General features: G+C 65.3%; 12 protein-coding genes. 7 read left to right on the top strand and 5 right to left on the bottom strand.

What is annotated here, in order from left to right; translation table 11 throughout:
* Nucleotides 1-76 precede the first annotated feature (76 nt).
* The 3 genes from XH92_RS40245 to XH92_RS40235 form a co-directional block, all read right to left on the bottom strand.
* Nucleotides 77-529: a DUF4440 domain-containing protein gene (locus tag XH92_RS40245; protein ID WP_246788073.1), complete on the bottom strand. Its 453-nt coding sequence runs from the start codon at nucleotides 527-529 to the stop codon at nucleotides 77-79.
* Between the two features lie 588 nt (nucleotides 530-1,117).
* The gene (locus XH92_RS40240) at nucleotides 1,118-2,392 is read right to left on the bottom strand and encodes an NAD(P)/FAD-dependent oxidoreductase (protein WP_194456974.1); all 1,275 of its coding nucleotides are present in this window, start codon (nucleotides 2,390-2,392) and stop codon (nucleotides 1,118-1,120) included.
* 115 nt (nucleotides 2,393-2,507) lie between these two features.
* A complete protein-coding gene (locus XH92_RS40235) occupies nucleotides 2,508-3,914 on the bottom strand; it encodes a DHA2 family efflux MFS transporter permease subunit (protein ID WP_194456973.1) in 1,407 nt (468 codons plus the stop codon).
* A gap of 192 nt (nucleotides 3,915-4,106) precedes the next feature.
* On the opposite strand from XH92_RS40235, the gene XH92_RS40230 reads away from it, so the two are divergent.
* Nucleotides 4,107-4,415 carry a hypothetical protein gene (locus tag XH92_RS40230; RefSeq protein WP_194456972.1) on the top strand — a complete coding sequence of 103 codons (309 nt, stop codon included), beginning with the start codon at nucleotides 4,107-4,109 and terminating at the stop codon, nucleotides 4,413-4,415.
* Between the two features lie 29 nt (nucleotides 4,416-4,444).
* Nucleotides 4,445-5,341 carry a sigma-70 family RNA polymerase sigma factor gene (locus XH92_RS40225; RefSeq protein ID WP_194456971.1) on the top strand — a complete coding sequence of 299 codons (897 nt, stop codon included), beginning with the start codon at nucleotides 4,445-4,447 and terminating at the stop codon, nucleotides 5,339-5,341.
* Between the two features lie 217 nt (nucleotides 5,342-5,558).
* On the opposite strand, the gene XH92_RS40220 is transcribed toward XH92_RS40225, so the two are convergent.
* Nucleotides 5,559-6,107, bottom strand: a complete 549-nt coding sequence (locus XH92_RS40220) for a hypothetical protein (protein WP_210345524.1) — start codon at nucleotides 6,105-6,107, stop codon at nucleotides 5,559-5,561.
* 383 nt (nucleotides 6,108-6,490) lie between these two features.
* Between XH92_RS40220 and XH92_RS40215 the strand changes: the two genes are divergently transcribed.
* The 5 genes from XH92_RS40215 (at nucleotide 6,491) to XH92_RS40195 (ending at nucleotide 11,257) form a co-directional block, all read left to right on the top strand.
* Nucleotides 6,491-7,675 carry an ABC transporter substrate-binding protein gene (locus XH92_RS40215; RefSeq protein ID WP_194456969.1) on the top strand — a complete coding sequence of 395 codons (1,185 nt, stop codon included), beginning with the start codon at nucleotides 6,491-6,493 and terminating at the stop codon, nucleotides 7,673-7,675.
* A gap of 230 nt (nucleotides 7,676-7,905) precedes the next feature.
* Nucleotides 7,906-8,823, top strand: a complete 918-nt coding sequence (locus XH92_RS40210; protein WP_194456968.1) for a branched-chain amino acid ABC transporter permease — start codon at nucleotides 7,906-7,908, stop codon at nucleotides 8,821-8,823.
* Nucleotides 8,820-9,767, top strand: a complete 948-nt coding sequence (locus XH92_RS40205) for a branched-chain amino acid ABC transporter permease (RefSeq protein ID WP_194456967.1) — start codon at nucleotides 8,820-8,822, stop codon at nucleotides 9,765-9,767. The genes XH92_RS40210 and XH92_RS40205 overlap by 4 nt, the downstream gene beginning before the upstream one ends.
* A 4-nt stretch (nucleotides 9,768-9,771) precedes the next feature.
* Nucleotides 9,772-10,539 carry an ABC transporter ATP-binding protein gene (locus tag XH92_RS40200; RefSeq protein WP_194461662.1) on the top strand — a complete coding sequence of 256 codons (768 nt, stop codon included), beginning with the start codon at nucleotides 9,772-9,774 and terminating at the stop codon, nucleotides 10,537-10,539.
* Nucleotides 10,532-11,257, top strand: a complete 726-nt coding sequence (locus XH92_RS40195; RefSeq protein WP_194456966.1) for an ABC transporter ATP-binding protein — start codon at nucleotides 10,532-10,534, stop codon at nucleotides 11,255-11,257. Before XH92_RS40200 ends, XH92_RS40195 begins: the two co-directional genes overlap by 8 nt.
* A 160-nt stretch (nucleotides 11,258-11,417) precedes the next feature.
* Here XH92_RS40195 and XH92_RS40190 read toward each other — a convergent pair whose 3' ends face one another.
* Nucleotides 11,418-12,854: a glutamine synthetase family protein gene (locus tag XH92_RS40190; protein WP_194456965.1), complete on the bottom strand. Its 1,437-nt coding sequence runs from the start codon at nucleotides 12,852-12,854 to the stop codon at nucleotides 11,418-11,420.
* Nucleotides 12,855-12,863 lie beyond the last annotated feature (9 nt).

Below are 12,863 nucleotides of genomic sequence, written 5' to 3'. Positions count from 1 at the left end.
GCGGCTCGCCTCGCGCGCACGGCGCGAGGCGAACCGAGATGAGCAGCCTACGTTGCTGCCTGGATCACTGAAGACACTATTTCGCCGGAGGCGCCTTCGGGAAGGCCGACACCATCCGGATCTTCCAATTTCCGCCCTGGTTGACATACGCCCCGGTCCAGCGGCCAACCACATCAAGCGGCTCGCCACTCTGGTTCTTGCCGGTGATGTGGTATTCGCCAGTCGCGATCGCCGTATCGGTTCCCAGCGGCAGGGCCTCGTCCACCGTTATTTCATTGTGGTTGAACCCGGCCTTGAAGATGCCCTCATAGGTCTGGGCGATATCGGTGTGCGACCCGGTCGCGTTGACGACCATCCCGCCGGGCGCATAGAGCGCGGCGATCCCGGCACCATTCTGCTTGTTGAAGTTGTCGGCGTAGACCGCCGCGACCTTCTCGAACTGTTGCTTCAGGCTTTCGTCGCCAGCGGGCGCGGCCGCAGGCATCGCGAGCAACGCAATGAACAGATATAAGGCGGAAGACATTCGCATTGCATTCCCTCCTTAAAATCATTGTTGAGGATCCGTCTCGGCCAGCCGGGACCGCGATGGTGTAGCACATCAACCATCGATGAGAGCTGCCCGCGCGCCGCGATACGGCAATGCCGCTGGCTAAGAGGGGGTAGTCCCGCCGGCGGAGCCGCGGGTCCCGACGGTCGCCGCATGCGCCGCTGCGCTCGCTCCGCACCGGCAGAGCGACGATCCGAAGGTGTGATGAATCTCACCTCATGGTGCGCAAGCAAAGCTCGCCGACGCTGATGACGTCAACGCGACGAGTGAGCTTGCAAACGCCCATGCGCGCGCATCGATCCGCACGGTGTCCTCTCGGCAAAGATTATTGCCATGGCAAGTATTTCACGCGAGTTGTGAATACACAATGAGTGAGTAGTCGCGAATACCGGCCGCAGTTCCGTCGTTCTGAGGAGCGCGCTCTTGCGCGCGTCTCGAAGGATCGACGGTCCGCGTGGCGCCGCGCGACGATCATGTGTGGTACCACCCGGGCCGTGCATCCTTCGAGACGCGCGTGCCGCGCTCCTCAGGATGACGGGACTGAGGTTGCGCGCGCGGAAGGAAGCGCGCCTACTGCGCCACCTTGCTGCTGCCCTGCGTGATCAGCCGTGCGGCGCGCTGGTCGCGGGTGTGGATCCAGAGCCAGTTCATCGCTACCGCAATCCGGTGGCGCACGCCGATCAGGAAGTAGATGTGGGCGAGACCCCAGATCCACCACGCCAGCGAGCCGCGCAGCTTGAGCCAGCCGAAATCGATCACCGCCTTCTTCTTGCCGATCTGGGCGAGGCTGCCGGCATGCTTGTAGCGGAACGGCGGCAGCGTCTTGCCGTCGAGCCGGGCCTTGATCAGCGCGGCGACGTAGCGCCCTTCCTGCTTGGCGGCCGGTGCGATGCCGGGCACCGGACTGCCGTCGGGACCCTTGATCGTGACGGTGTCGCCGACCGCGAAAATGTCGGGATGGCCCGGCACGGTGAGATCAGGCTCGACCTGCAGCCGATGGGCGCGGTCGGCCGGCGCGTTCAGCCACTCGGCGGCGCGCGAGGCGCGTACGCCGGCGGCCCACACGATGGTGCGCGCCTCCAGCCTTTTGCCGCCGAACACCACGCCGTCGGCCGAGCATTCAGTGACCGGCTCGCCCAGCATCACCTCGACGCCAAGCTTTTCCAGCGACGCTTGCGCATAGGCCGAGAGATCGTCCGGGAAGCCGGCCAGCACGCGCGGTCCGGCCTCGATCAGCACCACGCGCGCCTTGCGCGTGTCGATGTGGCGGAAGTCCTGCGGCAGCGTGTCCTTGGCGAGGTCGGCGATCGTGCCGGCCATCTCGACGCCGGTCGGCCCGGCGCCGATGATGACGAAGGTCAGCAGCGCCGCGCGCTTGTCGGGATCGGTCTCGCGCTCGGCGCGCTCGAAGGCGACCAGGATGCGCCGCCTGAGCGTGGTGGCGTCCTCCAGCGTCTTCAGGCCGGGCGCGAACGGCTCCCATTCGTCATGGCCGAAATAGGCGTGGCGCGCGCCAGTGGCGAGGATCAGCGTGTCGTAGGGAATGCTGCCGCCGTCGTCGAGCTGCACTTGCTTTGCCGCCGCGTCGACGCCGCAGACATTGGCGAACAGCGTCGTCACCTCGGGCCGGTCGCGCAGCAGGTAGCGGATCGGCCAGGCGATCTCGCTGGTGGCAAGGGAAGCGGTCGCGACCTGGTAGAGCAGCGGCTGGAACAGATGGTGGTTGCGGCGGTCGATCAGCGTGATCTCGACCGGCGTGCCCGCGAGACCGAAGGCGGCTTCCAGTCCGCCGAAGCCGGCGCCGACGATCACCACGCGATGAGGTTTGGCCGGCGCTTGCGTCATCTGATGTCGCCCTCGGTTTCGAACGGCTTCGTCGTCTGATTATGTAGTCATTCGCGGCCTCATTCCAATACGAATTGCTCGATCGCCCGATAGCGAAACCCAATCGCTGCGCGTCTCACGCATCCTGCGGCGCGGCCGCGGCGACGACCTGTCGTCGCATCGGCAGGAACAGTCCCGCGACCGCGCCGGCGAGCGACAGTATCGCGGCAAGGCTGATCGCCGATGCGAATCCGCTGCTGAAATGTCCGGACGAATCGGCGGCACCATTGGCGGTGAAGCTCGCCACCAGCGAGGCGATGCCGAACATGCCGCCGAGGAAGCGGCCCATGTTGAAGACACCCGACGCCTTGCCCATCTCGCTGACCGCGACCGCGCTCAGCACCGCGTTCTGCGCGGCCGGCATCGCCATCGAGACACCGACGCCGGCGAGCACCAGCGGCGCGACGAGGGCGGAATAGGGCACCGTAGGGCTCACGATCTCGCTGATCCAGCCGAGCCCGATCGCCTGCATCAGAAGTCCGGCGACGACCAGCGTGCGCTCGCCGAACCGGTTGACGACGGCGCCGGCGATCGGGGCCGTGACGAACAATGTCGCCGTCCACGGCAACAGCCGCAGTCCGGCGCCGAAGGCGTTGAAGCCGAGCGCGATCTGCAGGAACTGCGGCAGCAGGAACAGCACGCCATACATCGCGGCATAGAACAGCACGCTCGCGGTCATGCCGGACGCGAACGGTCTGGCCGCGAACAGCCGCATCGGCACCATCGGGTGTGTCGCACGCAGCTCCCACAGCACGAACGTCACGGCCAACGCGACGCCGGCGATCAGCGCGCCCGCGATCTCCGCACTGGCCCATCCGACGCTGTTACCGCGCAACAGGCCCCAGACCAATGCCAGCGCGGCGAGCGCGACCAGCGACAGTCCGGTGATGTCGAGCGGCGCAGCCGGTCCAAAACTTTCGCGCAGGCGCGCCATCACGAGGGCGATCGCGACGAGGCCGATCGGCAGGTTGATCCAGAAGATCCAGCGCCAGCCGAGATGCTCGGTGATGAAGCCGCCGATCGCCGGGCCGATGATCAGCGCGCATCCAGTGATGCCGCTGAAGATGCCGAGCGCGCGGGCGCGCTCCTCGCGGCCGAACGCGCCGCTCAGGATCGCCATCGCCAGCGGCATCACCAGCGCCGCGCCGGCGCCCTGCAGGGCGCGCGCCGCGATCAATGCCGCGGCGTTGACCGCGAGCGCGCAGGCCGCCGATGCCACAACGAACAGGCCGATCCCTGCCGCGAACATCCTGCGCCGCCCGAAACGGTCGCCGAGCGCCGCGCCGGTCAGCAGCAGCACCGCGAAGGTCAGATTGAAGGCATTGACGGTCCATTGCAGCGTCTCCACCGGGCTGCCGAAATCGGCGCGGATGGTGGCGAAGGCCGTGGTCATGATCATGGCGTCCAGCGCCATCATGAAGGATGCCAGTGCGGTGAGGCCGAGCACCCAGCGCTGCTCGGCGCGCTGTTCAGGAGTCTGCATGGTGGTTCTCCGTTGGCCCGCCGCAGGCTTGCGGCGTGCTTTGCAGGCCAGGACGAACCGGGAGGGGCAAAGGATGCGGCCCTCAAATTATTTTTGCCGGACCGCATCCTTTGGCTGCCTGCAAACGTCCTTGGGTCTGACGCGGCCGGTTCGGGCCGAAAAACCGAGGCCAGCCAAGCGAAGGAGGATGCGATGAGACGGACCCTGATCAGGTACAAGACCAAGCCGGACATGGCAGAGAAGAATGCAGCGCTGGTTGCGGCTGTGTTCGCCGAGCTGAAGGCGGCCAGCCCGGACGGCGTGCGCTACATGACCCTGCGGCTGGAGGACGACACCTTCATCCACATGGTCGAGACCACAGCCGACGACGGCTCGAGCCCGATCCCGAAGCTGGCCGCGTTCCAGGCCTTCCAGGACGGCATCCGCGATCGCTGCGCCGAGCCGCCGCTGGTTCGCAGTGCTGTGATTGTCGGCAATTATCGTATGCTGGATGAGCCGTGAACCGAGTGAACCGATCTGGCGGAGCCATCATGACGTCATCACCCCAGCCGCCGGCCGCGACCGATGTCGACGCGCTGCTGGCGGCGATGCGGCCGAGGCTGCATCGCTACTGCGCCCGCATGGTCGGATCGGTCATCGACGGCGAGGATGTGCTGCAGGACGCCTTGATCAAGGCGATGGAAGCCTTCGCGTCCGCAGCCCCGATCCAGAATCCGCAAGCCTGGCTGTTCCGGATCGCGCACAACACCGCGCTCGATTTCCTCAGGCGGCGCAACCGTCAGGAAGCGCTGCACGCGCCGGAGGAGGTGGACATGATGGCCGCAGAGCTTGACGACGTCAGCCGCCGCGAGATCGCAGCGAGCAGCCTGCGCACCTTCATGCGGCTGCCGGTGGCGCAGCGCTCCAGCGTGATCCTGATGGACGTGCTCGGCTGCTCGTTGCAGGAGGTCTGCGGCATCATGGATTTCAGCCTGCCCGCGGTGAAGGCCGCGCTGCATCGTGGACGGACGCAGCTGCGCACGTTCGCGAGCGAGCCGGACGATGCGCCGCGGCCCAGCCTGTCGCCGGCCGACCGCAACAGGCTCAACGCCTATGTCGGCCGCTTCAACGCCCGCGACTTCGACGCCATCCGCGCCATGATCGCCGACGACATCAGGCTCGAGCTCGTCAACCGGGCGCGGCTGAACGGCAAGGCCGAGGTGTCGCGCTACTTCGGCAATTACGCCAAGATCGACGACTGGCACCTGGTCACCGGACAGGTCGAGGGACGTCCCGCGATCCTGGTGTTCGATCCCGACGCCTTGGACGCAGCGCCGCGGTCGTTCATGCTGCTCGACTGGTCGGCCGACAAGGTCGCGACGATCCGGGATTTCCGCCACGCATCCTATGCGATCGACGGCGCGGAATGGGCAGTGGATAAGGGGTGATCGATTGCTGCTTGGGCTGCGGCTCGGTGACCACGCCACAAACTCAGTGTCGTCCCGGACAAGCGAAGCGCGTTCCGGGACCCATAACCACGAATGGGAATTGTTCTTGCACGCTGGGGCCCCAGCCCTCTCTAACAATCTAATCCTGTGGTTATGGGTCCCTGCTCCCGTGCGCAATTGCGCACTAGGCAGGGACGACGACTGAGAGAACGCGCGTCTACCGCGTTTTGCCGCCGAATTCGCCGCTGGCAATCCGCGCCACGCGGCTGCTGGCTGCGGCCGGTGCGCTGCTTCGTTCAAACATGCCATCGCCGCCGCCCTCGCGCGGCGATGGCGAGGCTTCATCGACACGGCCGCCGCCCGGCCAGAACATCAGCACCAGGTTCATCACGCCATTGACCGCCGTGCCGACCACCGTTGCGGTGTGCTGATAGGTCAGCGCATATTCGGGAAACCGTCCGGCAACCGCTCTGTCCAGCACCATGAGGGCGATCCATGCCGCCATCACGCAGACCGGATCCCATCCGATGTCGCGCACCCGCATAGACTGCAGCATGAAGCAGACGACGAGCATGCCGTAGAAGGAAAAGATCAAGGCGGGGTTGCTCGCTGCCTGCGCCAGCAGCACGTCCGTCCGGCCGCTCGCCGGCGCATTGCCCGTGATGCCGTAGACCAGCAACAGGAAGCCAATGCCGGTCACGAAGCTGCAGAAGAAGAAGGCCAATCGGCCCATCCGGGCATTGAAGCCGAAGATGTAGTTCAGCATGTGACGCACCCCTTTGGGCGGCAGCGTCGCGCGGCGATGCTTTCCGGACCATGAAGGGTGCGAGCGATTGCCCGCCTGTGGTTTCCGGGCGCTTTACGGATTCGCTAAAGCCTGCCGCAGCGCGCCCCCGGGGGCAGGCGGCCCTGCGACAATCGTTGCCTACGCAACCGGCATTATATTTCTTGCCATCGCGGATTTGGACGAATTATGATGCACGGTGCTGGGGTATGCACCGAAGGTTCTAATCGGGAGCCGTCGGTTCGTGCTTGCTGCACACTTGCGATATCGCGCACAAAACACGTCACAGAACGACGCGCGAAAAGCGTGACCCCCGGCCTCGTGCTCGGGCCAGGCGGGATCTTTGGTTGAGGAGGGGAGTGAATATGAAAAAGGCATTCTGGCTGGCAGGCGCCATGGCCGTGATTTCGGCTCTGGCGCTGGCGCAGCCCGCGACGGCGGCTGACAGCGTCAAGATCGGCTTTGTCTCGACCTTCAGCGGTCCGACCGCCGTGATCGGCAACGACATGCGCAACTCGTTCGAACTCGCACTCGACCATCTCGGCCGCAAGATCGACGGCAAGCCGGTCGAGGTGATCTACGAGGACGACCAGCAGAAGCCCGATGTGGGCAAGCAGAAGACCGAGAAGCTGGTGCAGTCGGACAAGGTCGACTTCATTGTCGGCTACATCTGGTCGAACGTGCTGCTGGCGTCGCTGAAGACCGCGGTCGATTCGAAGACCTTCCTGATCTCGGCCAATGCCGGTCCGTCGCAGCTCGCCGGCGAACTGTGCTCGCCTTACGTGTTCTCGACCTCCTGGCAGAACGACCAGACGCCCGCCGCGATGGGCCTCTACATGAACCAGAAGGGCGTCAAGTCGGTGTTCCTGATCGGCCCGAACTATGCCGCCGGCAAGGACATGCTCGCGGGCGTGAAGAGCACCTTCAAGGGCGAGGTGGTCGGCGAGGAATATACGGTGTGGCCGAGCCAGCTCGACTTCTCCGCCGAGCTGACCAAGGCGCGCAACTCCAAGGCCGAGTCGATCTTCGTGTTCTATCCGGGTGCGGCCGGCGTCCAGTTCCTGAACCAGTACGCCCAGGCCGGCATCAAGGCGCAGATCCCGCTCTATACCGCCTTCACCGTCGACGAATTGTCGCTGCCGCTGCAGAAGGACAACGCGATTGGCATTCCCGGCGCGCAGGAATGGGTCAACGACCTGCCGAACGCCGAGAACAAGAAATTCGTCGAGGACTATCGCAAGAAGTATCCCGGTCTCCGTCCGACCTATTACGGCGCCCAGGCCTATGACGCCGCCCAGCTGATCAACAGCGCCGTCGTAGCGGTCAAGGGCGACCTCACCAAGAAGGACGCCATGAAGGCGGAGATGGAGAAGGCAAACTTCAAGTCGCTGCGCGGCCCGTTCAAGTATGGCAACAACCACATCCCGATCCAGAACTTCTATCTGCAGGACGTGGTCAAGGACGCCGACGGCCAGCTCTCGCTGAAGACGGTCGCGACCATCGTGAAGGACGACCAGGACAAATTCCACGACAAGTGTCCGATGAAGTGATTTTTGCGCCATCTTGGCGCACAGCTTGCTTCTCTTCACTTCGCCCCGCCTGCGGGGAGAGGTCGATTGCGAAGCAATCGGGTGAGGGGGACTCTCCACGAGTCCGGTCTGCGGAGGCAGCCCCTCACCCCAACCCTCTCCCCGCAAGAGCGGGGCGAGGGAGAACGCGCTGCGTGCAATGCGTCGGCGTGCGCCCATCCCCGCTTCGCTCAAGGTGATGTAGCCTCACGATGTATCTCGTCGTCGAACAACTGCTGAACGGCCTGCAATTCGGCCTGCTGCTGTTCCTGCTGGCGGCCGGACTGACGCTGGTGTTCGGCATCATGGATTTCGTCAATCTGGCGCACGGCTCGCTCTATATGATGGGCGCCTATTTCGCCGCGACCTTCGTGGCCTGGACCGGCAGTTTCGTGCTCGGCGCGCTGATGGCGCTGGGGGCGACGCTGCTGCTCGGCATCGTGCTCGAATATGTCGCGCTCAGGCATCTCTATGGCCGCGACCATCTCGACCAGGTGCTGGCGACCTTCGGCCTGATCCTGTTCTTCAACGACGCCGTCCGGCTGATCTGGGGCCCGGCCGGCCTCGCGCTGCCGCTGCCGGCCTGGCTCACCGTGCCGGTGCAGATCATCCCCGGCGTGTACTATCCGGCCTACCGGCTGATGATCATTCTGGTCGCGCTGGCGGTGGCCGCGATGCTCTATCTCGTCGTGATGCGCACCCGCGTCGGCATGCTGATCCGCGCCGGCGCCTCCAACCGCGAGATGATCGGGGCGCTCGGCATCAACATCAAGCTGCTGTTCACGCTGGTGTTCGGCCTTGGCGCCGCACTCGCCGGCCTCGCCGGGCTGATGCAGGCGCCGATCCTCACCGTGCAGATCGGCATGGGCGAGAACATCCTGATCCTGGCCTTCGTCATCATCGTGATCGGCGGCATCGGCTCGATCCGCGGTGCCTTCATGGCGGCGCTCTTCGTCGGCATCATCGACACCATGGGCCGGGCCTTCCTGCCCGACCTGTTGCGCAAGGTCTTGAGCGGGGCGGCCGCCTCGACCGCGGCGCCGGCGCTGTCCTCGATGCTGATCTACCTCCTGATGGCGATCATCCTAGTGCTGCGGCCCGAGGGGCTGTTTCCGGCGGCCAAACGATGATGGGAAAGCTCAACGCCTCCAATGCGGTCGCGGCGCTGCTGTGCGCCGCGCTGATCCTGCTGCCGCTCTATTCGGCGGCGACGGGCAATATCTTCATCCTCACGCTGTTCACCCGCATCGCGATTTTTGCGCTGGCGGCCGCGAGCCTCAATCTGATCATGGGCTATGGCGGCATGATGAGCTTCGGCCACGCCGCCTATCTCGGCATCGGCGGCTATGCGGTCGGCATCTTGGCTGCCGAGGGCATCGGCTCCGGCTTCATCCAGTGGCCGGTGGCGCTCGCGGTCTCGGCGCTGTTTGCGCTCTTGATCGGCGCGCTCAGCCTGCGCACCCGCGGCGTCTATTTCATCATGATCACGCTGGCCTTTGCACAGATGGCCTATTACGTCGCCTCCGCTTTGTCGCGCTACGGCGGCGATGACGGACTCACCGTCTACAAGCGGAGCGATTTCGCCGGCCTGATCAATCTGTCGGATCGCAACCAGTTCTACTATCTGTGCCTGGCCTGCCTGTTCGGCGGCCTCTATCTGATCTGGCGCATCGTCAATTCGCGTTTCGGCCTCGTGGTGCAGGGCGTCCGCTCCAATGAGCAGCGCATGCAGGCGATCGGCTTCCATGCCAATCGCTACCGCCTGGTCTGCTTCGTCATATCAGGCACGATCTGCGGCCTGGCCGGCGCGCTGCTTGCCAACAACACCGATTTCGTCAGCCCCGCGGTGATGTACTGGACCCGCTCCGGCGACCTGATGGTGATGGTGATCCTCGGCGGCATGGGCTCGCTGTTCGGCCCCGTCATCGGCGCGATCGTCTATCTGCTGCTCGAGGAGTTGCTGTCGCAGTTCACCGAATATTCGGGACTGATCCTCGGCCCGGTACTGCTGTTGATCGTGCTGTTCGCACGCGGCGGCATCATGGGCCTGCTCGGGAGGATGAGCCGTGGCTGATCCCTTGCCAAATCCCTTGCTGCGCGTCGACAATCTGGTGCGCCGTTATGGCGGCATCACCGCGACCGACAATCTCTCGATGGAGGTCGTCCCCGGCGAGCTGCACGCCATCATCGGCCCCAACGGCGCCGGCAAGACCACGCTGATCAGCCAGCTCACCGGGCAGGTGATGCCGAATTCCGGCACCATCCGCTTCGCCGGCCGCGACGTCACGAGCCTGCCGTCCTACAAGCGCTCCAGGCTCGGGCTGGCGCGCTCGTTCCAGATCACGTCGCTCCTCAAGGATTTTTCGGCGATCGACAATGTCGCGCTCGCCGCCCAGGCGCATGACGGCCACTCGTTCCGCTTCTGGGGCAATGCGCGCAAGGAGCGACATCTGCGCGACACCGCCCGTGCGGCGCTGGAGCGCGTCGGTCTCGGCAAGCGCGCCGATATCGTGGTGTCGCAATTGAGCCATGGCGAGCAGCGCGAGCTCGAGCTCGCGGTCGCACTCGCCACCAAGCCGCAGCTTCTGCTGCTCGACGAGCCGATGGCCGGGCTCGGCGTGACGGAGTCGGCGCGGATGGTCGCGCTGCTCAAGGAGCTGCGCAAGGAAGTGACCATCGTTCTGGTCGAGCACGACATGGAGGCGGTGTTCGCGCTCGCTGACCGCATCACGGTGCTGGTCTATGGCCGGGTCATCGCCTGCGATGTGCCGGATGCGATCCGCAAGCACGAAGAGGTCAAGCGCGCCTATCTCGGCGAACAGCATGCGGTGACGCGCCATGGCTAATGCCACCACTGAAACCCTGCTCGACGTCGACGCGATCGAGACCTGCTACGGGTTGAGCCAGGTGCTGTTCGGCCTGTCGCTGCAGATCAAGTCGGGCGAGATGGTCGCGCTGATGGGCCGCAACGGCATGGGCAAGACCACCACGATCCGCTCGATCATGGGCCTGACGCCGGCGCGATCGGGCGCGATCCGCTTCGCCGGCGAGGCGGTGCGGGGCCTGCCGTCCTACAAGATCGCCAAGCTCGGCATCGGCCTTGTCCCGGAAGGCCGCCAGATCTTTCCGAACCTGACAGTGCGCGAAAACCTCGTCGCCGCATCGGGCAATCGGCTGAATGCCTCCGATCCATGGACGATCGACAAGATCCACGCACTGTTTCCGCGGCTCGCCGAACGCACCAGCAATATGGGCGTCACGCTGTCCGGCGGCGAGCAGCAGATGCTCGCGATCGGCCGCGCGCTGATGACTAACCCGAAGCTGCTGATCCTGGACGAGGCGACCGAAGGCCTCGCGCCTTTGATACGCGACGAGATATGGAGCTGCCTGTCGATGCTGAAGGGGCGCGGACAATCGGTGCTGGTCATCGACAAGAACGTCGGCAACCTCGCCCGCATCGCCGACCGCCACTACATCATCGAGCGCGGCAAGACGGTGTGGAGCGGCACCAGCGAGCAGCTGATCGCGGAGCCGGAATTGCAGCACAAGTATCTCGGGATTTGAGGCGGGAGCAGGTGCGCTCGCTCCATCCCCGTCATCCTGAGGAGCGCGTCTTCGCGCGTCTCGAAGGATGCACGGCCCGGCCGGGGGCCGTCGACCCTTCGAGACGCGCTTCGCGCTCCTCAGGGTGACGGGTCCAAGGGTTGGGCCGCTGCGACCGAGGTCAGAACATCTCGAAATATTCGCGCTGCTCCCAGTCCGACACCTCGGCCTGGAAACGCTCGATCTCCGCGTTCTTGATGAAGACGTAATAGTCGACGAACTCAGGCCCCAGCGCCTGGCGGAAGAACGGATCGTCTTGAAGCGCGAACACCGCTTCGCGAAGCGATTTCGGCAAGAGCGCGGCCTTGGTCTCGTAGGGTGTGTCGGCGGAGGGGCCGGGATCGAGCTTGCGGTCGACGCCGTCGAGGCCGGAAAGAATTTGCGAGGCCATGTAGAGATAGGGATTAGCCGCCGGCTCGCCGATCCGGTTTTCCAGCCGGGTTGCCGGATCATTGGTCGCCCCGAGCACGCGGATCATCACGCCGCGGTTGTCGCGGCCCCAGATCGCGCGGTCCGGCGCCAGCGAATAGGAGCGGTAGCGCTTGTAGCCGTTGATGGTCGGCGTCGTGAACACGGTCGAGGCGCGTGCGTGCTCGATCAGTCCGGCCAGCCACGCGCGGCCGAGCGCGCTCAAGGGCTCGCCGGTCTCCTTGGCCATGAAGGCGTTCTCGCCATTGGCACGCGACACCAGCGACTGGTGCAGGTGCCAGCCGCTCGCGAACACGTTCGGCAGCTTCGGCCGGCACATGAAGGTCGCGTGATAGCCGTGGCGGCGCGCGATCTGCTTCACCGCGGAGCGGAACAGCACCATGGTGTCGGCCGGCGCAAGCCCGGTGGTCGGGGCGAAGGTGAACTCGCACTGGCTTGGGCCGAACTCGACCTCGACGGTGCGCAGGGGCAGATCGAGCGCGATGATGTCGCGGCGGATGATCTCGAGCGCCGGCTCCATCAGGTCGTAGCGCTGCTCGGTAAGGTATTGATAGCCGTGCGACAGCAGGCTGACCGACGGCGGCCGTCCGGGCTGGCCGGCATCTTCCGGTGCCATGTGGGCGTCGTCGAGCTTGAACAGATGGAATTCGACCTCGAGGCCGGCGACGAAATCGTAGCCGCGGCTTCCGAGCTGATCGAGCACCTTGCGATAGAGGTTGCGGGTCGCGAACGGCACCGGCCGTCCGTCGCTGAAATAGAGATCGCAGAGCAGCCAGCCGGTATTCTCCGCCCAGGGCAGCACGCGGAACGTAGTGGGATCGGCGACCATCAGCACGTCGGCCGCGCCTTCCATCTCCTTCATGCCGAAGCCGCCGCCTGCTGTGAACACCGGAAACACCGTCTTGTGCGAGGTGTCCTTGGCGAGCATCGTCGTGGTGATCGAGCAGCCGCCCTCCAGCGAGCGCACCGCCTCGCTTGCGATCAAGGTCTTGCCGCGCAGGATGCCGTGCTGGTCGGGGAATGACAGGCGGATGACTTCGAGGTTCTTCTCCTCGACGATGCGGCGGAGGCGTTGCGCGGCCTCTTTCTGCTCATCCGACCACAGGCCGTGACGATCGACGAAGCTCACTGCGTCACT

Source organism: Bradyrhizobium sp. CCBAU 53421, from assembly GCF_015291625.1.
Lineage (GTDB): Bacteria > Pseudomonadota > Alphaproteobacteria > Rhizobiales > Xanthobacteraceae > Bradyrhizobium.
This window is presented reverse-complemented; position numbering and strand designations above follow the sequence as displayed.

What these genes read in the sequence shown, in the direction of transcription:
- XH92_RS40230 (WP_194456972.1), top strand. Translation starts at nt 4,107, where the DNA reads ATGAGACGGACCCTGATCAGGTACAAGACCAAGCCGGACATGGCAGAG.
- XH92_RS40235 (WP_194456973.1), bottom strand. Translation starts at nt 3,914, where the DNA reads ATGCAGACTCCTGAACAGCGCGCCGAGCAGCGCTGGGTGCTCGGCCTC.
- XH92_RS40205 (WP_194456967.1), top strand. Translation starts at nt 8,820, where the DNA reads ATGATGGGAAAGCTCAACGCCTCCAATGCGGTCGCGGCGCTGCTGTGC.
- XH92_RS40210 (WP_194456968.1), top strand. Translation starts at nt 7,906, where the DNA reads ATGTATCTCGTCGTCGAACAACTGCTGAACGGCCTGCAATTCGGCCTG.
- XH92_RS40245 (WP_246788073.1), bottom strand. Translation starts at nt 529, where the DNA reads ATGCGAATGTCTTCCGCCTTATATCTGTTCATTGCGTTGCTCGCGATG.
- XH92_RS40195 (WP_194456966.1), top strand. Translation starts at nt 10,532, where the DNA reads ATGGCTAATGCCACCACTGAAACCCTGCTCGACGTCGACGCGATCGAG.
- XH92_RS40225 (WP_194456971.1), top strand. Translation starts at nt 4,445, where the DNA reads ATGACGTCATCACCCCAGCCGCCGGCCGCGACCGATGTCGACGCGCTG.
- XH92_RS40240 (WP_194456974.1), bottom strand. Translation starts at nt 2,392, where the DNA reads ATGACGCAAGCGCCGGCCAAACCTCATCGCGTGGTGATCGTCGGCGCC.
- XH92_RS40215 (WP_194456969.1), top strand. Translation starts at nt 6,491, where the DNA reads ATGAAAAAGGCATTCTGGCTGGCAGGCGCCATGGCCGTGATTTCGGCT.
- XH92_RS40220 (WP_210345524.1), bottom strand. Translation starts at nt 6,107, where the DNA reads ATGCTGAACTACATCTTCGGCTTCAATGCCCGGATGGGCCGATTGGCC.